At 44.3% G+C, this 22,738-nt stretch carries 24 protein-coding genes and 1 riboswitch; of the genes, 14 read left to right on the top strand and 10 right to left on the bottom strand.

Going from position 1 to position 22,738, the window contains the following annotated elements; all coding sequences use genetic code 11:
* Positions 1-40 precede the first annotated feature (40 nt).
* Positions 41-514: an S-ribosylhomocysteine lyase gene (locus J6600_RS14170; RefSeq protein ID WP_003152237.1), complete on the top strand. Its 474-nt coding sequence runs from the start codon at positions 41-43 to the stop codon at positions 512-514.
* 114 nt (positions 515-628) lie between these two features.
* Positions 629-1,072: a FixH family protein gene (locus tag J6600_RS14165; protein ID WP_014418701.1), complete on the top strand. Its 444-nt coding sequence runs from the start codon at positions 629-631 to the stop codon at positions 1,070-1,072.
* Here the strand turns inward: J6600_RS14165 and ytzI are convergent.
* Positions 1,069-1,218 carry a YtzI protein gene (gene ytzI / locus J6600_RS14160; RefSeq protein ID WP_007408836.1) on the bottom strand — a complete coding sequence of 50 codons (150 nt, stop codon included), beginning with the start codon at positions 1,216-1,218 and terminating at the stop codon, positions 1,069-1,071. The genes J6600_RS14165 and ytzI overlap by 4 nt on opposite strands.
* A gap of 124 nt (positions 1,219-1,342) precedes the next feature.
* Between ytzI and J6600_RS14155 the strand changes: the two genes are divergently transcribed.
* The 3 genes from J6600_RS14155 to ytkD all read left to right on the top strand — a co-directional run bounded on the left by J6600_RS14155 (position 1,343) and on the right by ytkD (position 2,949).
* A complete protein-coding gene (locus tag J6600_RS14155) occupies positions 1,343-1,780 on the top strand; it encodes a Dps family protein (protein WP_007408835.1) in 438 nt (145 codons plus the stop codon).
* Positions 1,781-1,932: 152 nt separating this feature from the next.
* Positions 1,933-2,337, top strand: a complete 405-nt coding sequence (locus tag J6600_RS14150) for a phage holin family protein (RefSeq protein WP_007408834.1) — start codon at positions 1,933-1,935, stop codon at positions 2,335-2,337.
* Between the two features lie 132 nt (positions 2,338-2,469).
* Positions 2,470-2,949 (top strand): RNA deprotection pyrophosphohydrolase, encoded by a 480-nt coding sequence (gene ytkD, locus J6600_RS14145; protein WP_209387524.1) that lies wholly within the window; start codon positions 2,470-2,472, stop codon positions 2,947-2,949.
* Between the two features lie 34 nt (positions 2,950-2,983).
* Here the strand turns inward: ytkD and J6600_RS14140 are convergent, their stop codons facing one another.
* From J6600_RS14140 to J6600_RS14130, 3 genes are read right to left on the bottom strand one after another with little or no spacing between them, the layout of a single operon-like run.
* Positions 2,984-3,796 carry an ABC transporter permease gene (locus J6600_RS14140; protein WP_072177723.1) on the bottom strand — a complete coding sequence of 271 codons (813 nt, stop codon included), beginning with the start codon at positions 3,794-3,796 and terminating at the stop codon, positions 2,984-2,986.
* Complete coding sequence (locus J6600_RS14135) at positions 3,771-4,553, bottom strand: ABC transporter ATP-binding protein (RefSeq protein WP_209387523.1); 783 nt, start codon at positions 4,551-4,553, stop codon at positions 3,771-3,773. The genes J6600_RS14140 and J6600_RS14135 overlap by 26 nt, the downstream gene beginning before the upstream one ends.
* An 11-nt stretch (positions 4,554-4,564) precedes the next feature.
* Positions 4,565-5,569, bottom strand: coding sequence for an ABC transporter substrate-binding protein (locus J6600_RS14130; protein WP_095061233.1), 1,005 nt, complete (start codon positions 5,567-5,569; stop codon positions 4,565-4,567).
* Between the two features lie 139 nt (positions 5,570-5,708).
* On the opposite strand from J6600_RS14130, the gene J6600_RS14125 reads away from it, so the two are divergent.
* Entirely contained in the window at positions 5,709-6,482 is a 774-nt protein-coding gene (locus J6600_RS14125; RefSeq protein WP_209387522.1) for an alpha/beta hydrolase family protein, read from the top strand.
* 57 nt (positions 6,483-6,539) lie between these two features.
* Positions 6,540-6,782, top strand: a complete 243-nt coding sequence (locus tag J6600_RS14120; protein WP_003152249.1) for a DUF2584 domain-containing protein — start codon at positions 6,540-6,542, stop codon at positions 6,780-6,782.
* 42 nt (positions 6,783-6,824) lie between these two features.
* Here J6600_RS14120 and pckA read toward each other — a convergent pair whose 3' ends face one another.
* Positions 6,825-8,408, bottom strand: coding sequence for a phosphoenolpyruvate carboxykinase (ATP) (gene pckA, locus J6600_RS14115; RefSeq protein WP_103526682.1), 1,584 nt, complete (start codon positions 8,406-8,408; stop codon positions 6,825-6,827).
* A 197-nt stretch (positions 8,409-8,605) separates the two neighbouring features.
* Positions 8,606-8,745, top strand: a riboswitch (SAM riboswitch).
* Positions 8,746-8,914: 169 nt separating this feature from the next.
* Here pckA and metK point away from each other — a divergent pair.
* The 3 genes from metK to alaP all read left to right on the top strand — a co-directional run bounded on the left by metK (position 8,915) and on the right by alaP (position 13,767).
* A complete protein-coding gene (gene metK, locus J6600_RS14110) occupies positions 8,915-10,117 on the top strand; it encodes a methionine adenosyltransferase (RefSeq protein WP_003152253.1) in 1,203 nt (400 codons plus the stop codon).
* A gap of 143 nt (positions 10,118-10,260) precedes the next feature.
* Positions 10,261-12,159, top strand: coding sequence for an asparagine synthase (glutamine-hydrolyzing) (gene asnB / locus J6600_RS14105; RefSeq protein ID WP_003152255.1), 1,899 nt, complete (start codon positions 10,261-10,263; stop codon positions 12,157-12,159).
* 204 nt (positions 12,160-12,363) lie between these two features.
* Positions 12,364-13,767 carry an alanine permease AlaP gene (gene alaP, locus J6600_RS14100; RefSeq protein ID WP_209387521.1) on the top strand — a complete coding sequence of 468 codons (1,404 nt, stop codon included), beginning with the start codon at positions 12,364-12,366 and terminating at the stop codon, positions 13,765-13,767.
* 177 nt (positions 13,768-13,944) lie between these two features.
* On the opposite strand, the gene J6600_RS14095 is transcribed toward alaP, so the two are convergent.
* Positions 13,945-14,460 (bottom strand): gamma carbonic anhydrase, encoded by a 516-nt coding sequence (locus J6600_RS14095; protein WP_209388359.1) that lies wholly within the window; start codon positions 14,458-14,460, stop codon positions 13,945-13,947.
* 46 nt (positions 14,461-14,506) lie between these two features.
* Here J6600_RS14095 and J6600_RS14090 point away from each other — a divergent pair, with 46 nt between their 5' ends.
* The 3 genes from J6600_RS14090 (at position 14,507) to J6600_RS14080 (ending at position 17,306) form a co-directional block, all read left to right on the top strand.
* The gene (locus tag J6600_RS14090) at positions 14,507-15,286 is read left to right on the top strand and encodes an alpha/beta hydrolase (protein ID WP_003152261.1); all 780 of its coding nucleotides are present in this window, start codon (positions 14,507-14,509) and stop codon (positions 15,284-15,286) included.
* Between the two features lie 20 nt (positions 15,287-15,306).
* Positions 15,307-16,386 (top strand): tetraprenyl-beta-curcumene synthase family protein, encoded by a 1,080-nt coding sequence (locus tag J6600_RS14085; protein WP_159354715.1) that lies wholly within the window; start codon positions 15,307-15,309, stop codon positions 16,384-16,386.
* A 110-nt stretch (positions 16,387-16,496) separates the two neighbouring features.
* On the top strand, positions 16,497-17,306 hold the full coding sequence (locus tag J6600_RS14080; RefSeq protein WP_021494494.1) for a glycerophosphodiester phosphodiesterase family protein: 810 nt from the start codon (positions 16,497-16,499) through the stop codon (positions 17,304-17,306).
* Positions 17,307-17,323: 17 nt separating this feature from the next.
* On the opposite strand, the gene J6600_RS14075 is transcribed toward J6600_RS14080, so the two are convergent.
* The 4 genes from J6600_RS14075 to J6600_RS14060 all read right to left on the bottom strand — a co-directional run bounded on the left by J6600_RS14075 (position 17,324) and on the right by J6600_RS14060 (position 20,933).
* Positions 17,324-17,518: a hypothetical protein gene (locus J6600_RS14075; protein WP_003152265.1), complete on the bottom strand. Its 195-nt coding sequence runs from the start codon at positions 17,516-17,518 to the stop codon at positions 17,324-17,326.
* Between the two features lie 114 nt (positions 17,519-17,632).
* On the bottom strand, positions 17,633-18,214 hold the full coding sequence (gene mnmM, locus J6600_RS14070) for a tRNA 5-(aminomethyl)-2-thiouridylate-methyltransferase MnmM (protein ID WP_209387520.1): 582 nt from the start codon (positions 18,212-18,214) through the stop codon (positions 17,633-17,635).
* On the bottom strand, positions 18,211-19,179 hold the full coding sequence (mnmL, locus tag J6600_RS14065) for a tRNA modification radical SAM protein MnmL/YtqA (RefSeq protein WP_007408822.1): 969 nt from the start codon (positions 19,177-19,179) through the stop codon (positions 18,211-18,213). The genes mnmM and mnmL overlap by 4 nt, the downstream gene beginning before the upstream one ends.
* An 86-nt stretch (positions 19,180-19,265) precedes the next feature.
* The gene (locus tag J6600_RS14060; protein WP_094296098.1) at positions 19,266-20,933 is read right to left on the bottom strand and encodes an MFS transporter; all 1,668 of its coding nucleotides are present in this window, start codon (positions 20,931-20,933) and stop codon (positions 19,266-19,268) included.
* 441 nt (positions 20,934-21,374) lie between these two features.
* Between J6600_RS14060 and J6600_RS14055 the strand changes: the two genes are divergently transcribed.
* Positions 21,375-22,487, top strand: a complete 1,113-nt coding sequence (locus J6600_RS14055) for an ArsR/SmtB family transcription factor (protein WP_094296097.1) — start codon at positions 21,375-21,377, stop codon at positions 22,485-22,487.
* Positions 22,488-22,738 lie beyond the last annotated feature (251 nt).

Below are 22,738 nucleotides of genomic sequence, written 5' to 3'. Positions count from 1 at the left end.
TTATAATGGATGCATATTCTGAAAAAAAGGGAGTGCCATTATGCCTTCAGTAGAAAGTTTTGAGCTTGACCACAATGCGGTTGTGGCTCCGTATGTAAGACATTGCGGAGTGCATAAAGTCGGAACAGACGGCGTCGTGAATAAGTTTGACATTCGCTTCTGCCAGCCGAACAAACAGGCGATGAAGCCGGATACGATTCATACGCTTGAGCACTTGCTTGCGTTTACGATTCGCACACATTCTGAGAAATACGATCACTTCGACATCATAGATATCTCACCGATGGGCTGCCAGACAGGCTATTATCTTGTTGTCAGCGGCGAGCCGACAGCGGAAGAAATTGTGGACCTGCTTGACGCTACGCTGAAAGAAGCCATCGATATTACGGAGATTCCGGCGGCCAACGAAAAACAGTGCGGCCAGGCGAAACTTCATGATTTAGAAGGCGCGAAACGTCTGATGCGTTTCTGGCTGTCACAGGATAAAGAAGATTTGCTGAAAGTGTTCGGATAAAAAACAGGCCTTTTTGCTGACATGCAAAAAGGCTTTTTTACATATTTCTAAAAAATGTCACACCTTGTGTGTAAGCGTTTGCTAAAATAGAAGCAAACATAAAGGAGTGATGGGATGAAACGGGCTGTATTGGCAGGTATGTGCGGTATGGTATTTCTATTATCTTCCTGCGGGGGCAATTCGGACAAAACCTCCGCGGATGAGGAGCCTAAAGCGCTTGAGGTCAAGCTTACAGGACCGGAAACGGCAGCGCCGCATGAAAAAGCGGAATACAAGGCGGAGGTTTTTTACGGCGGCAAGCGTGTCACGGATGCGGATGAAGTCATGTTTGAAGTATGGAAAGAAGGAAAAAAAGGCAGCAGCAAAACAAGCAAGGCCAAGGAGGAAAAAGGGGCGTATCACCTGCGGACTGAATTTGATGAAGAGGGTGTCTATACCGTTCAATCCCACGTAACGGCAAAACAGCAGCATAATATGCCGACTGTAAAAGTGCGTGTCGGGGATGCTGAAGCTGCCGATGATTCCTCCGGCCATGAGGAACAGACGCATCATCATTAAGGATTTTTTTTATCCGTCAAGCCTTTTGATGCGTCCTCCGGCGGGTCAATCGTATGTTTTACATTATAAGCTCTTACAGTCGACCAGATGGATAAAAGCAGCACGGCGAGGACGATAAGAAAGCCGAAGCTCAGAAGAAGCAGCATGAAATCCCTCCTTTTTAACAAATCATAACATATTTTCCATCCGTAAAATCAAGGGCTAAAAATTTATGTTTTAACACACGATATATAGGGTATATCAATAGTAAACCAAAGGAGGAAGATAGGCATGTCAGAAAAACTATTGGATGCAGTCAATAAGCAAGTTGCAAACTGGACGGTCATGTATGTGAAATTACATAACTATCATTGGTACGTCAAAGGGAAAGACTTTTTCACATTGCATGAAAAGTTCGAGGAGCTGTATAACGAAACGGCTACATATATTGATGATCTGGCAGAACGTCTGCTGGCATTAAACGGCAAGCCGATCGGCACAATGACGGAATCATTGAAGACAGCGTCTGTAAAAGAAGCGGAAGGCAATGAGAGCGCAGAACAAATGGTACAGAACATTTATGATGATTTCACTGTCATTGCGGAAGAGCTGAAAAGCGGCATGGACCTCGCAGATGAGGTAGGAGACGAAACGACCGGTGATATGCTGCTTGCCATTCACCAGAATATCGAGAAACATAACTGGATGCTGAAAGCGTATTTAGGATAAATCAACAAGGGAAGACCGGGGCTATAAAGCACTCGGTCTTTTATTTGGCTGCCGAAGAGAGGTGTTGTCCATTTTTCTGAAAAATCCAGTCCGTTCCATTCACTTTTCATAGAATAATGTAAGGCCGTTTCTGTGAAAGGATGTTGGATCAAGTGGGCAAAGACTTTGGCATCTTTTCGTTTTTTGCAGTGATCGTGTCGGCAGCGGGGTTTTTCTTCGGAGGTTTTCAGTATTCGTTTCTGATTTTGCTATCGGTCATGGCGATTGAGTTTATCAGTACAAGCTTAAAAGAATCTCTTTTGCAGCAGCTGAGCGCAAGAAAGCTTTTTGCGCGGCTGGTCAAAAAAATCGTGACCCTGGCATTAGTCTCAGTTTGCCATTTTTTTGACCAGCTGCTTCATACCGAAGGCGCCATCCGTAATTTGGCTATCATGTTTTATATCTTATACGAATCGGTTCAGATCGTGATTACGGCAAGCTCGCTGGGCATACCGGTTCCGCAGGTGCTCGTCGACCTATTGGATACCCTGAAAAATAAATTCAAGCGCAAACCGTAACATTTGCTTCAAAGGAGGCTATACTAGCGGGTATGATGGTTTTCCTCTGAATTTTTGATAAAGGGCTTCCGAACAAACGCAACTGTGGTATGATGTATGGAAGATATGAAGGAACGGATTAGAGGGATAAACATGTACGAGTTTAAAGACTATTATCAGAACACTGTTCAGCTCTCCTTTGAACACCAGCCTTTTTCAGACAGCCCGAAGCACGTATGGGTCATATGCCGATATGGAGATAAGTGGCTTTTGACCGAGCATGAAGACCGGGGGTTTGAATTTCCGGGCGGAAAAGTGGAGCCGATGGAACGTGCGGAGGAAGCGGCCCTGCGCGAGGTGAAAGAAGAAACCGGTGCCGCGGTAAGACATCTGAAGTACGTCGGACAGTATAAAGTTCTCGGCAGGGAAAAGGTAATCGTGAAGAATATTTATTTTGCCGATATTGAAAAGCTTGAACAACAGGCTGACTATTTTGAAACAAAGGGGCCGGTGCTGTTCAGCGAACTGCCGGAGAATCTCCCCCGAAATAAAAAATTCAGTTTCATTATGAAAGATTCGGTGCTTCCGATCAGTCTGAAAAAGCTGAAAGAGGACGGCGTATTTCAATCATAAAAACGAAGACCCGGCGTTTACGCACGGGTCTTTTTTATATTTTTCCTTTCGTCCATTTTCTTTCTAACAGTTCGACTCCCTGATACATCAATGTCGCAAAAATCGCGATGATCAGAAGGCTTAAGAACACAAGAGTGAAATTGAAGACCTGGAATCCGTAAATGATCATGTAGCCCAGACCTTTTTCGGAAACGAGAAACTCGCCGACGATGACACCGACCCAGGATAAACCGACGTTCACTTTAAGCGCGGAAATAATCGCGGGGGCGCACGCCGGCAGAATGACTTCTTTAAACATGATGCTTCTTTTCGCTCCGAAGGTTTTCATGACCTTAATATAGTTTTCATCCACTTCCTGAAAAGCCGTAAAGACGACGATTGTCGTGATAATGACACTGATGACTGCTCCCATGGCGACAATGCTTGTGAAATTCGGTCCGAGTGCCACGATGAGAATCGGTCCGAGTGCGACCTTCGGCATCGCGTTTAAAATGACGAGGTATGGGTCTAAAACCCGGGCGAGCCTGTTTGACCACCATAACAGAGCGGCGAGGCATGTGCCGAGAAGCGTGCCGAGCAAAAAGCCGAGAACGGTTTCTCCTAAGGTTACGCCGATGTGCGCCGCAAGGGATCCGTCCGCAATCTTTTCAACTAAAAGCCTGCAAACAGCGGAGGGTGAGCTGAAGATTAACGGATCGATCCAGCCCGCCCTGCTCGATATTTCCCATCCGGCAAAAAATACGATGAAAATGGCGGCCTGATACGCACGGATCCGGAGCTTTTCTTTTTGATGTCTTTTCTTAAACTGCTGATGAAGCTGTTCAATCGTGGCGCTGCTGTTTTTCAAGGGAATTCAGCTCCTTCCATATGGTTTGAAACAGCGGCTGAAAGGCCGGATCCTGACGCGCGTCAAACGGATCTAAAGCCGCGAGCCCCTTAGGCACGGTGAATATTTGGTGGATGGTGCCCGGCTGATTCGAAAATAAATAGATCGTATCGCTCATGGCGATGGCTTCACCGATATCGTGGGTGACGAGCACGGCGGTTTTTTGAAAATCCTTTAATGTTCTGAAGACAAGGTTTTCTAAAGAAAGCTTCGTTTGAAAGTCCAGCGCGGAAAACGGTTCATCAAGGAGCAGCAGTCCCGGGTCCGGCGCAAGAGTTCTGGCAAGTGCCGCCCGCTGCCGCATCCCGCCTGACAGCTCTTTCGGGTATTTCTTTTCAACGCCGATTAATCCGAGCTTAGGCAGAAGGCTGAGAACTTCAGCTCTTTTTTCTTCTGTTAATGTTTTTGAAATGTGTAAACCGAGCAGCACGTTTTCCTCAATTGATTTCCAAGGAAATAAATAATCCTGCTGAAGCATATAACCGATTTGGTGTTCTTTATGGTTCGGCACGCTTCCTTCAATCAGCACCCGGCCTTGCGCAGGGGTGATAAGGCCGGCCAGAATGGACAGGAGTGTTGTTTTTCCGCATCCGCTCGGCCCGAGAAAGGAGATGAAATCCCCTTTTTCAATCTGAAAATGTATATCTTTCACGGCGGTTGTCTTTTCTTTCAGCGAGAAATAAGTATGTGTTACATGATCGACATGTAAAAAAGACATTCATGTTCCTCCTATTGTTCTGAGGTGACTTTTTTGGCGATTTTTGTGTTGACGAGTTTGCTGTACGGAATGTGTTTCGGGAGCTCTCCGGCTTCATCCATAATAGATTGAAGCTGTTCCCATTCATCCTTTTGCAGAACTGGGTCTGCAGAGAATGACTTTTGTTTTTTATAGCGCTCTATTGATGTTTCGATAATGGCCGGATCTGTATCGGCAAATTCCTTCTGAATCGTTTTTGCGATGTCTTTGGCCGGATGGCTTTCCACCCATTGCTGGGCGCGATAGATGGCGCGGGTGAATTTTTCCGCCGTCTTTTCATTGCTTTTCAAATAACTTTCTTTTGCCATAAAGGTTGTGTATGGCACTTGGCCGGAAGCTTCTCCGAAGGATGCGACGATATGGCCGATGCCTTCTTTTTCAAATTGGGATGCCGTCGGTTCAAACAGCTGCACATAATCACCCGTTCCGGATGCGAATGCGTTGGAAATATTGGCGAAATCAATGTTTTGAACGAGGTTAATGTCTTTTTTCGGTTCTATGTGATTCTTTTTCAGGGCGTACTCACCGGCCATTTGGGGCATGCCGCCTTTTCGCTGGCCGAGAAATGTTTTTCCTTTTAAATCGCTCCATTTGAATGATTTCTCATCCTTCCGCGACACGAGAAATGTGCCGTCCGTCTGTGTCAGCTGCGCGAAGTTGATGACCGGATCTTTTGCTCCCTGCGCCTCCACGTAAATGGATGTTTCAGAACCGACCAGCGCGATATCAGACCCGTTTGACAAAAGCGATGTCATCGTTTTGTCTCCGCCCCATGTTGTTTGAAGTGACACTTGGAGCCCTTCTTTTTTAAAGAAACCTTTTGCTTCAGCGACATACATAGGCGTATAGAAGATGGAGTGTGTAACTTCTGCCACCTTTACCTTCGTCAGACTTTCTTCCTGTCTGCAGGCCGGAAGAATGAGCAGGAAAAAGGCGCATATGACAAAAACGCAGCCCGTTTTGAGCCATTTGTTCACGGTGTAACCTCCTTGTTTTAAGCGTTAAAATAACCTTTTCTGCTTTACATATCGTATGATGGGTATAAAAAATGTGTGAGTGCCCATATTCACGTTGGGAAAGAATAAAAAAACTGATGATATAAGGAGGCTCATTGTTTTGCTGGTAGAAAAGAAAAGGTTCCCGTCTCCGAGTCCGCATGTCCGCCTCTTTGCGGTATGCTATGAGTCAGAAGGGCTGAAGGTAAAGGGGCTCCTTGCCGAGCCTGCGGCGCCGGGCACATATGACGGTTTTTTATATTTGCGCGGCGGCATAAAAAATGTCGGCATGGTACGCCCCGGAAGAATCGTTCAATTCGCTTCCCAAGGCTTTGTCGTGTTTGCGCCTTATTACAGAGGCAACCAGGGCGGCGAGGGAAATGAAGATTTTGCGGGAGAGGACAGAGAGGACGCGTTTTCCGCTTTCCGCCTGCTTCGGGAGCATCCGAACGTCAGGGAAGGGCGGGTGCATATTTTCGGTTTTTCCCGGGGCGGAATCATGGGGCTTTTGACCGCGATTGAAATGGGGCATCAAGCGGCTTCGCTCGTATCATGGGGCGGTGTGAGCGATATGGTGCTTACTTATGAAGAGCGGAAGGATATGCGGCGGATGATGAAGCGGGTGATCGGCGGCACGCCGAAAAAGGTGCCGGATGAATACAGATGGCGTTCGCCGTTTGAAAAAGCAGACCGCATTCAGGCCCCTGTGCTGCTCATCCATGGAGAGAATGATGAGAATGTTTCGATCGAACACGCCCGGATGATCGAGGACAAGCTGAAAGAGGAGGGGAAACCGGTGGAAACCTGGTATTACAGCGGTTTTACGCATTATTTTCCGCCGCAGGAAAACAGACGCATTGTCCGGCGGCTGGCGGAATGGATGAAGACACGGTAAGATGCCTGATTTATGATATGATAATAAAGAATAAGAGAATGAAAGGGGATTTTCATTTTGGGAATGCCTGTTGAATTTAATACCATGATTGTGACAAAAGGCAATGAAAAACGGATAGAGGAAAATATCTTTTTATTGGAGAAAGAGGGCTACCGCGTCTATCCTCTTGATATTCCGATGGACGTGCGCAAAACGAAAACCGGCGAGAAATCCGGCACCGGCGAGGTCCAAAAGCTCGAATGGGCGAACGGCCGGACAAGCATTACATACAGACTCACGTCGCTTCATTCGACAAACTGAAAAAACAAAAGCCGAGGGCATAAACGCCCTTGGCTTTTTTGATTACACGAGAGGTCCGCCGGCTTTGGCAATCGAGTCTGCATGGGAAAACTTTTTAAAGTTTTCTTTAAACTCATTGGCTAAAAACAGCGCTTTTTCGTTGTATGCTTGTTTATCGCTCCATGTGTTTTCAGGCTGAAGAACTTCATCCGGAACGCCCGGAACATGAACGGGACTGCGCAGGCCGAAAATGCTGTCTGCCGTCATGTCAGTCTGGTTCAGCCTGCCTTCAATAGCAGCCTTGACCATCGCTCTTGTATACGAAAGTTTCATCCGTTCTCCGACTCCGTACCCTCCGCCGGTCCAGCCTGTGTTGACCAGGAAGACTTGAACGCCGTGTTCGTCGATTTTATGCCCGAGCATTTCGGCATATACATGCGCCGGAAGCGGAAGGAACGGTGAACCGAAGCACGTCGAGAAAGTCGTTTGCGGAGATGTCACGCCGCGCTCGGTTCCCGCGAGTTTACTGGTGTACCCGCTTAAGAAGTGATACATCGCCTGTTCCTTCGTCAGTTTGCTGATCGGAGGGAGCACACCAAATGCGTCCGCCGTTAAAAAGACGATCGCCTGCGGATGGCCGGCAATGCTCGGCTGCACGATATTGCCGATCATCTCAATCGGATATGCGGCTCTTGTGTTTTCCGTGTAGAAGGAATTGTCGTAATCCGCTTCACCCGTTTTTTCATCAAGCACGACATTCTCAAGAACAGACCCGAAGCGGATCGCACGAAAAATCTGCGGTTCTTTTTCCTCGCTCAGATTGATACATTTAGCGTAACATCCGCCTTCAATGTTGAAAACGCCGGAATCTGACCAGCCGTGCTCGTCATCGCCGATCAGTTTGCGGTCCGCATCGGCTGAAAGCGTCGTTTTCCCTGTGCCGGAAAGACCGAAAAACAGGGCGACATCGCCTTTTTCACCGACATTGGCTGAGCAGTGCATCGGCAGTATATTCTGCTGCGGAAGCAGGAAGTTCATAATGGAGAATATTGATTTTTTCATTTCTCCGGCGTATTCGGTGCCGCCGATTAAAATGACGCGCTTTTCGAAAGAGACAATGATAAATGTTTCCGAATGCGTGCCGTCCGTCTCCGGATCTGCTTTAAAATGCGGAGCTGAGAGAATGGTGAAAGGCTGCGCTTGCGGATCTCTTTCATCCGTCTCCGGTCTGATAAACAGCTGGCGCGCGAATAAATTGTGCCACGCAAATTCATTTACGACCGTAATCGGGAGTCTGTATTTTTCATCCGCTCCTGCGAATCCTTCAAAAACAAACAGTTCATCCCGCTGTTTTAAGTAGCTGACGACTTTGGCGTACAGCTTTTCAAACGCCTCTTCAGAAATGGGCTGATTCACCGCGCCCCAATCAATTTGATTTTCTGTGCTTTGTTCACGGACGATAAATTTATCTTTAGGTGACCTGCCTGTATAAGCGCCGGTGGTGGCGCGTACGGCGCCCGTTGATGTCAGCGTTCCTTCATTTCGGCTGATCACTTTTTCGGTAAGTTTTGGAGCCGATAAATTATGATGTACATTCGGACTTGCAAGTAATGCTTGAAGATCTGCGGTTAAATCAACTAATTTCATAAAAACCTTCCTTTGCCGGTTTATTTGTATTTCGCTGAATGTGGAATTAGTATAACATATATCTGAAAATAGTCTATACTATTTGCGGTTTTTTGTTTGTGTTTTTCCATTGCTTCCCGAAATAAAGGCGCGTAATCGCTTTAATTCATATTGACACTTTCCGCCCTTTTACGATAAGATATTTCATTGAGCGGATACTCTTATCCCGAGCTGGCGGAGGGACAGGCCCGATGAAGCCCAGCAACCGGTTTCTCTGTAAAAAAGCAGGTGAAAACACTGTGGGAAACCAAGGTGCTAACCTGATGCAAGGTTTAATATTTTCCTTGAGCGATAAGAGTGAAAGGCACACAGACCAAACCCTTTCCTCGAGTGGAAAAGGTTTTTTTATTTCATAAAATATGCCAATTAACATTCTCTGATATAGTATGACATTGTATTAAGAGGGAGCGAGTTCCGTATCATATGAGAAGGTCTTGCAAAAGATCTTTTTTCAGGAGGAAAAGTGAATGAGTAAAAACCGTCGACTATTTACATCTGAATCTGTTACTGAGGGTCATCCGGACAAAATCTGTGACCAAATTTCTGACAGTATCTTAGATGAGATTTTAAAAAATGACCCGAACGCGCGCGTGGCCTGCGAAACATCTGTAACGACAGGACTTGTGCTGGTAAGCGGAGAGATTACTACATCAACATACGTTGACATTCCGAAAACAGTCCGTGAAACGATTAAAGAAATCGGCTACACACGCGCCAAATACGGATTTGATGCGGAGACTTGCGCTGTTTTAACATCAATTGATGAACAGTCTGCGGATATCGCAATGGGTGTCGATCAGGCTCTTGAAGCGCGTGAAGGCACAATGAGCGATGCTGAAATCGAAGCAATCGGAGCGGGAGACCAAGGCCTGATGTTCGGTTATGCGTGTAACGAAACGAAAGAGCTTATGCCGCTTCCGATCTCTTTAGCGCATAAATTAGCCCGCCGTTTGAGCGAAGTCCGCAAAGAAGACATTCTTCCGTACCTTCGCCCTGACGGCAAAACGCAAGTTACCGTTGAATATGATGAAAACAACAAGCCGGTCCGCATCGACGCGATCGTCATTTCAACTCAGCACCACCCGGAAATTACGCTTGAGCAGATTCAGCGCAATCTGAAAGAGCATGTCATTAATCCTGTCGTGCCTGAGGAACTGATCGATGAAGAAACAAAATACTTCATCAACCCTACGGGACGTTTCGTAATCGGCGGACCTCAAGGTGACGCGGGTCTTACCGGCCGTAAAATCATCGTTGACACATACGGCGGATATGCACGCCACGGCGGCGGCGCATTCTCCGGTAAGGATGCGACGAAGGTAGACCGTTCTGCGGCATACGCTGCGAGATACGTAGCGAAAAACATCGTGGCAGCAGGCCTTGCTGATTCTTGTGAAGTGCAGCTTGCATACGCAATCGGCGTGGCACAGCCTGTTTCTATTTCCATCAATACATTTGATACAGGAAAAGCTTCTGAAGAAAAACTGATCGAAGTCGTACGGAATAACTTCGACCTGAGACCTGCCGGCATTATTAAAATGCTTGATCTGCGCCGCCCGATCTATAAGCAGACTGCTGCTTACGGCCACTTCGGACGTCATGATGTGGATCTTCCTTGGGAGCGTACTGACAAGGCGGATGCGCTTCGCAAAGAAGCACTAGGAGAATAATTTTATAGCCGCTTACTTAAGCGGCTTTCCCTTTTTGTAGATGCTGCCATGCTTATTTTTTACATAGCGTGAAACCAATGGCGTAACACAGCGTCTATAAAAAGGGGGTCCAATTAGAAAATTACACTTATGGAGGCTATACTATGTGTGGATTTGTCGGTGTTTTTAATAAGCATCCATTAACTCAAACCGCAGATCAAGAAGAGCTAATCAAACAAATGAACCAAATGATCGTTCACCGCGGTCCTGACAGCGATGGGTATTATCATGACGAGCACGTCGGATTCGGCTTCAGACGGCTCAGTATTATTGACGTAGAAAACGGCGGACAGCCTTTATCATATGAAGACGAAAAATATTGGATCATTTTTAACGGCGAAATCTATAACTACATTGAATTGAGAGAAGAGCTTGAAGCGAAAGGCTACACTTTCAATACAGATTCCGATACTGAAGTGCTCCTTGCGACATACCGTCATTATAAAGAAGAAGCCGCTTCAAAGCTTCGCGGAATGTTTGCGTTTTTAATCTGGAACAAAGCTGACCGCGTCATGTACGGCGCGAGAGACCCGTTCGGAATTAAACCGCTGTATTACACAACCATCGGGGACAAAGTATATTTTGCATCTGAAAGAAAAAGTTTAATGGCCGCTCAAAACGGCATTGATCTTGATACAGCTTCTTTACAGCAATATATGTCTTTCCAATTCGTTCCTGAACCGAGCACGCTTGACGCTGAAGTGAAAAAAGTCGAGCCGGGCAGCCAGTTTACGATCCGCCCGGAAGGCGATATCGCGTTTAAAACATATTTCAAAGCGAACTTTAAGCCTGTTCAGTCTGATGAAGATAAATTGGTGAAAGAAGTCAGAGACGCAATCTTTGACTCTGTCAAAGTTCACATGAGAAGTGACGTGCCTGTCGGTTCGTTTCTATCCGGCGGTATCGACTCTTCTTTTATCGTCTCAGTTGCGAAAGAATTTCACCCGAGCCTTAAAACATTTTCCGTCGGTTTTGAGCAGCAGGGCTTCAGTGAGGTTGACGTAGCGAAGGAAACGGCTGCCGCGCTCGGGATTGAAAATATCAGCAAAGTCATTTCTCCTGAGGAGTATATGAACGAGCTTCCGAAAATCGTCTGGCACTTTGATGACCCGCTTGCAGATCCGGCGGCGATTCCTTTGTACTTTGTCGCAAAAGAAGCGAAAAAACATGTAACAGTCGCGTTATCCGGGGAAGGCGCGGACGAGCTGTTCGGCGGGTACAATATTTACCGCGAACCGCTTTCGCTTAAACCGTTTGAACGCATTCCGTCCGGTCTGAAAAAAATGCTTCTTCATGTGGCGTCCGTCATGCCTGAAGGAATGAGAGGGAAAAGCCTCTTAGTCCGCGGCTGCACACCGCTTGAGGAGCGTTATATCGGTAATGCGAAGATTTTTGAAGAGCCCGTGAAAAAACAGCTGCTCAAACATTACAATCCAGAGCTTTCATACCGTGATGTCACGAAGCCGTACTTTACGGAAAGCCGTTCATACAGCGACATTAATAAAATGCAGTATGTTGACATCCATACGTGGATGCGCGGCGACATCCTGTTAAAGGCTGACAAAATGACGATGGCCAACTCTTTGGAACTGCGCGTGCCGTTCCTTGATAAAGTCGTGTTTGACGTGGCTTCTAAAATTCCGGATGAACTGAAAACGAAAAACGGCACGACGAAATACCTTCTGCGCAAAGCTGCTGAAGGAGTAGTGCCTGATCATGTGCTTAACCGCAAAAAACTCGGCTTCCCTGTGCCGATCCGCCACTGGCTGAAAAATGAAATGAACGAATGGGTTCGCAACATCATTCGTGAAAGTGAAACAGATGCTTATATTGAAAAGGATTATGTCCTTCAGCTTCTGGAAGATCATTGTGCCGACAGAGCGGACAACAGCCGCAAAATCTGGACCGTGCTGATCTTCATGATCTGGCACAGCATCAATGTTGAAAAAAGACTGGTGCCGGAAGAGTTGAATCATCAGCCGAAAGAAGTCATTTTCGTTTAATCCAAAAGGCTTTCGATGTTATCGAAAGCCTTTTTTCTATTGTTTTTTTGTAAACCGTCTATTCCGCTCTGTTTTCGACAAAGTATTACGCAATATTCAGAAAAAGGTTATAATAGGACTAATCGGGTAGATTCCGGAAAGTGTTTTCTGGCTATTTCGTCTCGGTTTGTTGTTTCTTTGTCAAAATCAGGGGGAGGGAGAGTTATGCAAAACAAAGAGAAAACGCTTCACCGCGGCTTGGAAGAGCGGCATATCTCGCTTATGTCGTTGGGCGCCGCGATTGGAGTCGGGCTGTTTCTCGGGTCGGCTTCTGCCATAAAGCTTGCCGGGCCGGGGATTTTAGCCGCTTACGCCTGCAGCGGACTGATTATGTTTTTTATTATGCGGGCATTAGGGGAAATGGCGATTCAAAAGCCTGTAGCCGGCTCATTCAGCCGGTATGCCAGAGATTATCTCGGTCCGCTTGCCGGATTTTTAACAGGCTGGAACTATTGGTTTTTATGGGTTGTTACCTGCATGGCGGAAATCACCGCGGTCGGCATTTATATGGGCTACTGGTTCCCTGACGTGCCGTCATGGATCTGGGCGCTTTGTGCACTCGTCATTATGACGGCTGTCAACTTTCTGGCGGTCAAAGCGTACGGTGAGCTTGAATTCTGGTTTGCGCTCATTAAAGTCTTGGCGATTCTGTCAATGATCGCGATCGGTCTGGTGATGATCGTATTCGGTCTCGGAAACGGAGGCGTTGCGCTCGGAATCAGCAATTTATGGAGCCACGGCGGCTTTTTCCCGAATGGGATTAAAGGGGTACTGCTGTCGCTTCAAATGGTCATGTTTGCCTATCTCGGGATTGAGCTGATCGGTGTCACAGCCGGTGAGGTCAAAAATCCGGAAAAATCACTGGCGCGGGCCATAGATACTGTTTTTTGGCGCATTCTCATTTTTTACGTCGGAGCTTTGTTTGTCATTATGTCAATTTATCCGTGGCAGGAAATCGGTTCAGGCGGAAGCCCGTTTGTTTTGACATTTGAAAAAATCGGAATCCCCGCTGCAGCCGGAATCATTAATTTTGTCGTATTGACGGCGGCTCTTTCTTCCTGCAACAGCGGGATCTTCAGCACGGGGCGCATGCTGTTCAATCTGGCGGAACAAAATGAAGCGCCTAAAGCATACGGTACGGTCACAAAAGGCGGTGTGCCGGGAAAAGCGGTATTGGTTTCAGCGGGCGCGTTGTGCATCGGCGTTTTGCTGAACTACGTGGTGCCGGCGAAAGTGTTTACGTGGGTGACGAGCATTGCGACGTTCGGGGCGATTTGGACATGGTCGATTATTTTGCTTTCTCAAATGAAATATCGTAAAAGCTTACAGCCGGAACAACGGAAAAAACTGAAATATAAAATGCCTTTATACCCCTTTTCCTCATATATCTCGCTGGCATTTCTGGCTTTTGTCGTTGTGCTGATGGCTTTTGATGCAGAGACCAGGGTGGCCGTCATCATCGGTCCTGTCTGGTTCGGCATATTATTAGCCGCCTACTACGGGAAAGGTTTCCATAAAAGAAAAGACATAGGTCTGGAAAACGGACAGACATTCGCCGAAAAAACGTAAAAAAAGAGCCCGGGACATGGGCTCTTTTTTTCATAGGATCGGGCCAGCGGGGGAAGAATAAAACAAATTCCTGAACATTTTGCTTCTGTTTCCTGACAATCGGGAGAATGCAAATGGTTTTTACTTAAATAATATTTTGAAAAATGGTACAGTAGTAAAAACAAAGCTGATCTATTTTTATTTCTTTTGCAGTGTTTTATAATATCGGCCTTTTTCAACATATTCCGTTCTGATTCTTTCCATGTCCCGTATGTCTTCTTCTGTCAGCCGGCGGATAACCTTTGCGGGCCGGCCGAACGCAAGACAGCCGGGAGGAATGGTTTTGCCCGGAGGAACGAGACTTCCGGCGCCGATAAACGCGCCTTCTCCGATTTCCGCCCCGTCAAGAATGACGGAGCCCATACCGATTAAAGCATTCTTTTTGATGATTGCGCTGTGCAGTGTAACCTGATGGCCGATCGTGACGTCATCTTCAATAAGAAGCGGGCGGTCCGGACTTTGATGCAGACAGCTCAAGTCTTGTATGCTGACCCTTTTTCCGATCCTTGTCGGCGCAACATCCCCCCGGATGACGGCTGAGAACCAAATGCTTGATTGTTCTCCGATCACGACGTCGCCCGTAATGACGGCGTTATCCGCAATGAACGCTTCAGGATGTATGTCCGGCGTAAATTGTTTATAAGGGTAGATTATCATGTCTCATCCTTCTTTCTCTAAATTTATGTAAGAGGTGAACTGCATGTGGACTTGGAAAGCAGACAGGCCCGTCGGTACCATTGTCATTATCCACGGGGCGAGCGAATACCACGGGCGTTATAAATGGCTCGTTGAAATGTGGAGATCTTCCGGATATAACGTGGTGATGGGCGATTTGCCCGGTCAGGGAACGTCGACCCGCGCCAGAGGGCATATTCGCTCTTTCCAAGAATACATTGATGAAGTAGATATATGGATTGATAAAGCGAGAACGCTTGAAGCGCCCGTTTTCCTTTTGGGCCACAGCATGGGCGGACTGATTGCGATAGAATGGTTTAAGCAGCAGAGAAATCCCCGCATTACGGCACTCATTTTATCATCACCTTGTCTGGGTCTGCAAATAAAAGTCAATAAAGTCCTTGATTTTGCGTCTAAAGGACTGAACGTCCTCGCTCCATCCCTCAGAGTGGATTCCGGCTTATCACCTGATATGGCAACGAGGAATGCGGATATGATTGAAGCGGATCAAAACGATTCTTTATATGTCACGAAGGTATCCGTAAGATGGTACAGAGAGCTTTTAAAAACCATTGATGCCGCTATGGTGCCGACTGATGCGTTTTTAAAGGTGCCGCTTTTGCTTATGCAGGGCGGAGATGACAAAATCGTCGATAAAATGAAGGTCCGCAAATGGTTTTCCGGTGTGGCTTCCCATAATAAATCGTACCGGGAATGGGAAGGGCTTTATCATGAAATTTTTAATGAACCGGAAAGAGAAACTGTGTTTAAGGCGGCAAAAGCCTTTACAGATCAGTATATTTGAATTCGCTGGGGGTGCATATGTTGACAGTACCGGAACATCCTTTTAACCTTATGGCAAAAGTGTATCGGGAAATTTTTCCGCTCGTTCATCAGGAATTGAACATGTGGCGGGAAAAATCAGATTCCATTAAAAATACCGAGCTGCGGCAGCAGGCGGCCGCAAGTATCCGCGATAAATCGTTTCATTGTGAAGGCGGCGGCATTTTAGCCCTGCTTTCGGGAGAGCAGAAACAGAAATGCGTGCAATTTATCATCGCGTATCAGACAATCAGTGATTATCTGGACAATCTGTGCGACCGCAGCACCTCGCTTGATCCCGAGGACTTCCGCATGCTTCATCTCTCCATGCGTGACGCGCTGACGGTCGGTGCCGAGGTGCGGCCGTACTATCAGTACAGAGAGGAGCGGGATGACGGCGGTTATCTTCATGAGCTGGTCAGAACATGCCAGCGGGTGCTCGGGTCAATAGAACATTACGGTATCATTAAACCTTATTTGCTTGAGCTATGTGATTATTATTGCGATCTTCAGGTTCATAAGCATGTCGTTGAGCATGAACGCGTTCCGAGGCTTAAAGGCTGGTTTGAGCAGTACCGGTCACAGCTTCCGGAAATGGAGTGGTTTGAATTCTCGGCCTGCGCCGGATCGACGTTAGGCATTTTCTGTCTCGTTGCTTACTCGTTCCAGCCTGATTTTAACGAACTTACCGCTGAGAAAATCCGCAGCAGTTATTTTCCGTACATACAAGGGCTGCATATACTGCTCGATTATTTAATTGACCAGGAAGAGGATCTGCTTGAAGGCGATCTGAATTTCTGTACCTATTATCAGTCTCATGAAGAAATGATGCAGAGACTGCAGCATTTTATTGAAAAAGCGGATGAACATTTGAAAGGCATTCCGCATGAAAATTTTCACCGGCTGATCAACAGGGGGCTGCTCGGCGTCTATTTATCCGATGACAAAGTCGCCGGCCAAAAAGAAATGGGCCGCCTCGCGCGAAAGCTGATCAGGGCAAGCGGAAAAACGTCATTTTTCTTTTATATCAACGGAAGAGCCTACCGCAAATTTCAGAAGATGGCTTGGACGAAAAGTTCGTAATGGGTGAACTGCGCCTCTCGTGTAAATCATGTCGGCGCAGTTTTTTATTTATGACGTGAAGTATGAAATGAAACATTGTTTGCGCCTGCAGAATATGATACTTTAATTTTATGAAAAAATTAAAGTATTTAGCGGCTATAGCATTACTTTCCATTTCCGGAGGCTGCTCCGTCATCCATGCTTCCGCCGGCTATCATCCTGTCTTGATAGCGCACAGGGGCTCTTCTGCGATTGAGCCGGAACATACAGCTTTGTCTTATACACGTGCGATTAAAGACAAAGCAGATTATATTGAGATAGACTTACGGGAGACGAAGGATGGTCATCTGATTGCAATTCACGATAAAACGGTAGATCGGACAACAGATGGTAAAGGGATGACAGATGATCTGTCTTTGGCTCAGATTAAGAAACTGAATGCGGGAAAAGGAGAAAAGATTTTAACATTAGAAGAAATCATACAGAAATTCGGACAAACTGCCAATTACTATATTGAGACAAGAGAAAGCAACGGCAGCCTGGTGATGGAAAAGAAACTGATTGACATATTACAAAAACATAAGCTGATTTCCAGCCATAAAGCAGTCATTGAGTCTTTTAGCGGGAAGAGCTTAAAGAAAGTTCGATCTATGAATAAAAAAGTTCCTCTTGTCCGATTATTAAAAGATAACGAGGCTGAGGAGATAAATGATAAGCAGCTGCAAACCATCAGAACGTATGCTGATACAGTCGGGCTCAACGCCAAATTGGCAAATGAAGCAGTCGTGAAGCGCATTCATCACAATAAGATGAAAGTGCACGTGTTTTTTGATAAGGAAGACGAGCATACGCTGACGCCTATTATGCTGAAACAAAAAGCAGATGGTGTCTTTACAAACAATCCCGCTTATACACGCGGCGTGCTGCAAAACAGTAAATAAAAAGAGACATGCGCATTTTACGCTGTCTCTTTTTTTAACGGTTTCTTTTTTGCCGCAAGGTGCATTGCGAATTTGCCGATCAGCCCGATGACAAAAAATGCAGCAAACCACCAGTAATAGGTTTTCGCGAACTCAAATCCTAAATGTCTTGATAAAATGATGACGAACATCACATAGGGAACACTTGAAAATATGATGCGAAGAATATTCAAACTGCCGCTCCTCCCAGATGTTACACTTGCTTTTTTTCCATTATTTCATAGTAATTGATTTTTCTTGAAAAGTAAACACAAAAAGAGTCGGCCCGCTTATGACAGGCCGATTCTTTATTTGCCGGCAGATTTCTTTTCAATCGCTATAATAAACGGCGGGTCGTTTCGCTGGTTGAGAAAGCCGTAGCTCAGCACGCGCGCTTTTTCCTGATCAAGATTGCTGCAGTACTCCAGTAATGCACTTTTTTCCGTCTTGCCTTCAGGATGCCCGTGGTACACAACGAGAACGATCAGCCCGTTCTCCTTCAGCAGTTCAAGGAGCTGTTCGATCGCGGAAATGGTTGAGTGACCGTTTGTCGTAATGCTTTTATCGCCGCCGGGCAGATAGCCGAGATTAAAGACGGCGCAAGCCACACGACCGTGCGCATCTTCAGGCAGCGATGCCTTTATTTGATCATGGCTCTTATGGTGAAGCGTGACGCGCGGGCCGAAGTCGGCACCGAGCCGCTCCTTCGTTTTAGCGAGTGCGTCCGCTTGAATATCAAAAGCATGAACATGTCCTGCCTCACCGACAAGGCCGGCCAGAAAGTATGTATCATGTCCGTTTCCCATCGTCGCGTCAACCGTGATGTCACCTTCCTGTGCGGCGGACTTCAGCAATTCTTTACTGAAAGGGAGGATGTGCATCAAGGTCATAGGGCGGTCTCCTCCCCGATCTTTCTGAAGAGCTTTCCTTGATAGCTTCCCCGTGTTTCCAGCTCTTTTTGAATGGCACCCAGTACTTCCCACTTATTGACGCTCCACATCGGTCCGACCATTAATTCGATCGGCCCGTCTCCCGTAATGCGGTGAACAATCATTTCCGGGGGAATGATTTCGAGCTGATCACATACAAGACTTACATATTCTTCTTGAGAAAGGAACTCCAGCTTTCCTTTTTCATATTGCTTCACCATCGGTGTGCCTTTTAATAAGTGAAGCAGGTGAATTTTAATGCCTTGCACATCCAAATCAGCGACGGCTTTGGCCGTCTCCATCATCATGTCCCTGTTTTCAAGCGGAAGCCCGTTAATGATATGGGAACAAACGCGGATGCCGTGTTTCCTCAGTTTATTGACACCCTCAACATAGCAGTCAAAATCATGGGCGCGGTTGATCAGAAGGGCGGTCCGCTCATGCACGGTCTGCAACCCGAGTTCAACCCATAAATAGGTCCGCTCATTCAGTTCGGCCAAATATTCCACGACATCGTCCGGCAGGCAGTCCGGACGGGTCGCGATCGACATGCCGACAACGCCGTCAAGCTTGAGGACGGATTCGAATTTTTCACGCAGCTCCTCTACCGGGGCATGCGTATTCGTGAACGCTTGGAAATATGCGATATATTTGCCGTCTTTCCACTTTTCGTGCATGCGGTTTTTAATATCGTGAAATTGCGTGAGTAAGTCATCGGCCCGATTGCCGGCAAAATCGCCGGAGCCCGCCGCGCTGCAGAATGTGCAGCCTCCGTGTGCAACCGTGCCGTCCCGATTCGGGCAGTCAAAACCGCCGTCAAGCGCGACTTTAAACACTTTATGCCCGAAATGCTCCCGCAGATGATAATTTAATGTATGGTACCGTTTTTCCGTATTTGAATAAGGAAAAGGGTTATTCTCGTTCAATGTTCAAAAAGCCTCCCTCACATCAGATGCATCCTAAAATTGTAGCATGAATGATGGAGCGGAACAATGAAACAATTATGGAACGGTCAAGACGTAATATCTACCTGGTTTTTCTGTTGTTGTTTTAAACGTTTTGGAGAAATATCACTGAACAATGCAAAAATAATTCCTAAAATAAGAATTACACTGCCTACTTTGAATGTATTATTAAAACTATCACTTATTTTTTCATTATATAAATTTGAAATTTTTTTCTGGATAGCGATAACTTCCTTCTTTTGAATATTGAAGCTTTTTTGTACTTTTTCTTTATACGGATCCGGGGTTATAGAGAGAATTTCTTCCTCTTTTTTATTTAATTCAGCAATACTTTTGCTTCGATCGAAACCTTTACTGTCTGAATGCTTTAAGTGAGTTATTATCTCGTTCTTTGCATTTTTATCAAAAACCTGGTTGTTTTCAACGATTTTTATGGCTTCTTTTTTTGCAGAAGCTGCGTGATCATTTATGTTCATTGTAAGCACAGATGTAAGTATGGCAATGCCTAGCGCTTGTCCAACTGTCCGCATCATATTAAGAATACCTGAGGCAATTCCTACTTTCTCAGGAGGAATAAGCCGTATCCCTGAACTCATTGCTGGTCCTATTACAAGCCCTAAAGCTAAGCCGGTCAAACATAACAGAATAGTTACTGACGTTATAGAACTGTCGTATCGTATGTATCCATATAAATATGTTGTGATTGTTAAACCGAGCATACCTAGACCCGAAAGCCAAATGCCCCCGAGTTTATCAGATAGCTTTCCAGAAAGTACAGAGGTAAACATAGATGATAGAGCTAATGTAGAAACAATTAACCCCGCTTCTAATTCAGTTTTTCCCATTAAATTCGTGAGGAGTAAAGTAATAATAAGGGTACCGCTTGTTAATCCAAGGCCCTGCATAAAGAGGGTGAAAGAACTGAAACTAAACGTACGTATCTTCAGCATGGATAAGGGAATCATCGGGTTTTTAATTTTAGATTCAATAAAGAAAAACAAACAGAATAATAATACAGAGATTACAAAAAGAGAGATAATTACTGGTGATGACCAGCCTAAGTCAGATACTTTTGCAAAGCCAAAGGTTAAACAGAAGAGAGCTCCGGATAAAATAAGAATCCCCATGTAATCAATTTTTTTGCTCACTGTTTCATCATAACTCTCAGTAATAAAAAATGCTGCTAAAAACAGAGAAATCAGACCTAAAGGAATATTTATGAAGAAGATAGCTTGCCAATTAAAATTTTCAGTTAATAATCCTCCAAGTACAGGTCCTAATGTAGCTGCTAATCCTGAGAAAGCACCCCAGATTCCAATGATCATTCCTTTTTTATTTTGAGGTACGATAGCTAAAGCTATAGGCATTGTAACAGGTACAATGAAAGCAGCAGATAATCCCTGAATCACTCTAATTGTGACAAGCATTTCAATTGAAGTGCTCAAACAGGCAATAACTGATGTCAAAATAAAAAGTGCTAATCCAAACATAAAAGCTTTTTTTCTTCCAAAATGGTCTGCCAGCTTTGATGCACCTACTAATAAAACCGCAAAAGCTAAAGTATAACCTGTAGCCACCCAAGCTACTTGAGAAAGGTTACTCGAAAAATAATCCAGCATCTTAGGTAAGGCAATATTTACTATAGTGGTGTCCATTACCGAAATGAATGTACCTAATAATAATGCAGATAACATAATTAATTTTTTGAAATTCAAAACTACAACCTCCATTAGATATTAATCTAAATTTGAATTCGATATTTATCTAAAAACATGATAAGTGTAATCTTAAGAGGTGTCAATATTATTCATAAATTGTTTTTTTCATCCACTTATCTCGAAATCATATTTTTATAATTCAACAATTTTGTAACTTGAAATAACTCAATAAGAGCTAAAATTGACCTGTAAACTAGCTGAGATAATTAAGGATTTCTGAAGAGTGTGACATGAGGAGAACACTTAGCATGAGGTGAGGCAAGTCTAATAAATCTAGGACTGCTCATGATAATGCTAAGTCAGGTATGTGCTTAAAGGAAAATTCTTTAAAATTAGAAATGAATATTCTTTGAAAGTTCCCTTTTGATTGATAATATTAAAAATGTAAAATGTCTGGCATGAAGATAGTACAACGTTTTCCTTGTGGAAAAAGACTTTATGGGGTGTGAAAAAGTGCGGTTAATAATTAATGACAGTGTTTCAGAATTCTTTGACAAGATATCCTCTATTCTATTCTTAAAACACGAGGAATTCTTCAACGATTATACAACCAAATTGGGGCTGAATTTAGATAATGAATATTTTGTATTACTAGATGATCTTAAAAGAATAAAAGAGTTAGATAGTGAGTTTTTACATTTTTATTTTGGCAGCTTTTGCGACTACAAAGATGTTAGGAATGCAAATATTTTTTGTTTAGCCACAACCTTTTTTAAAATACCACAAATTTATACGAAAGATTTTTTTGAAATTATTAATTATTTGTCTGCAGTTACAGAAGAAGAGATAAGAAAAAATATTTTAGAGTCTCTAATTTATTTACAAGGAGATCTTAAAACCGAAACATCTACCCAACAGTATTTAAATGATAGGGAAAGTTTATTTGAGCTGCTTAATAATCTAAATATAAAGCCCGAATTCAAGTGGATCATATTTCAGGTAATGAAATCTCCTAAAACTTATGTAGATCAATTTTGCAATAAATTAATATTGGTGAATGGTTATCTTAACGATGCGATTTATAATTTAATTAAATTTAGAGATGAGTGGATGAATCAATTAAAAAACATAAATATGGATTTTCCAAAAAAGATAATCAGTACGTTAAAAGGTAAGGAATACTTATCTTGTAATTATATTAATATATATCCAACACTTTTACCTTACACTGCAACTATTACGAAAAGTGAAGATAACATTTATGTTGGACTGGGTTATAAAGTTGATAAAATTTTTGAAAATACATTAGAGAAAGCAGAGATTAATCACATCATTGATTTTTTGAAGCTTTTATCGGATAAAAGTAAGTTCAAGATATTAATCTTACTTAGTCATAAAAAAATGTATGCTAATGAGATTGCTGAACAACTAAATTTAACCAACGCAACGATTTCACACCATATGAGAATTTTGACATTGCAAGGTTTAGTTGAGAGTACGAGAAATCAAAATAAAACATACTATTATCTTAATTCTTCAAAATTCGATTCTCTTTTGAACGGTTTGTTGAAAAAATTTAAAGCTGTTCCAGGCTTAGATGGGGATGATTAAAAAAGGTTGTGGTTTTATAACCTTGGTGTTAGTTTCGGGATGATAATTAAAGCTAATAAAAACAGAACGTCTAATGAATTGGATACCCAAAAAAATCTGATGAATCCTGGGTGTTTTACACAAAAAAGATAATTTGATGGTGAACAATTTAAAGCGTACCGAAGATCTTGTGAGTGATGTGGAAAAATTTTAATGTTTTTAATAAAAGAAGAATTAAGTTATCGTTCTAAAATGAAGGATTTTTATAAAGA

Source organism: Bacillus sp. LJBV19, from assembly GCF_017797845.1.
GTDB classification, from domain to species: domain Bacteria; phylum Bacillota; class Bacilli; order Bacillales; family Bacillaceae; genus Bacillus; species Bacillus velezensis.
Note: the sequence above shows the minus strand (reverse complement) of the source record. Positions and strands in the feature narration are given on the sequence as shown.

What these genes read in the sequence shown, in the direction of transcription:
- J6600_RS14170 (WP_003152237.1), top strand. Translation starts at nt 41, where the DNA reads ATGCCTTCAGTAGAAAGTTTTGAGCTTGACCACAATGCGGTTGTGGCT.
- J6600_RS14165 (WP_014418701.1), top strand. Translation starts at nt 629, where the DNA reads ATGAAACGGGCTGTATTGGCAGGTATGTGCGGTATGGTATTTCTATTA.
- ytzI (WP_007408836.1), bottom strand. Translation starts at nt 1,218, where the DNA reads ATGCTGCTTCTTCTGAGCTTCGGCTTTCTTATCGTCCTCGCCGTGCTG.
- J6600_RS14155 (WP_007408835.1), top strand. Translation starts at nt 1,343, where the DNA reads ATGTCAGAAAAACTATTGGATGCAGTCAATAAGCAAGTTGCAAACTGG.
- ytkD (WP_209387524.1), top strand. Translation starts at nt 2,470, where the DNA reads ATGTACGAGTTTAAAGACTATTATCAGAACACTGTTCAGCTCTCCTTT.
- J6600_RS14135 (WP_209387523.1), bottom strand. Translation starts at nt 4,553, where the DNA reads ATGTCTTTTTTACATGTCGATCATGTAACACATACTTATTTCTCGCTG.
- pckA (WP_103526682.1), bottom strand. Translation starts at nt 8,408, where the DNA reads ATGAAATTAGTTGATTTAACCGCAGATCTTCAAGCATTACTTGCAAGT.
- metK (WP_003152253.1), top strand. Translation starts at nt 8,915, where the DNA reads ATGAGTAAAAACCGTCGACTATTTACATCTGAATCTGTTACTGAGGGT.
- asnB (WP_003152255.1), top strand. Translation starts at nt 10,261, where the DNA reads ATGTGTGGATTTGTCGGTGTTTTTAATAAGCATCCATTAACTCAAACC.
- alaP (WP_209387521.1), top strand. Translation starts at nt 12,364, where the DNA reads ATGCAAAACAAAGAGAAAACGCTTCACCGCGGCTTGGAAGAGCGGCAT.
- J6600_RS14090 (WP_003152261.1), top strand. Translation starts at nt 14,507, where the DNA reads ATGTGGACTTGGAAAGCAGACAGGCCCGTCGGTACCATTGTCATTATC.
- J6600_RS14080 (WP_021494494.1), top strand. Translation starts at nt 16,497, where the DNA reads ATGAAAAAATTAAAGTATTTAGCGGCTATAGCATTACTTTCCATTTCC.
- mnmM (WP_209387520.1), bottom strand. Translation starts at nt 18,214, where the DNA reads ATGACCTTGATGCACATCCTCCCTTTCAGTAAAGAATTGCTGAAGTCC.
- J6600_RS14055 (WP_094296097.1), top strand. Translation starts at nt 21,375, where the DNA reads ATGGGGTGTGAAAAAGTGCGGTTAATAATTAATGACAGTGTTTCAGAA.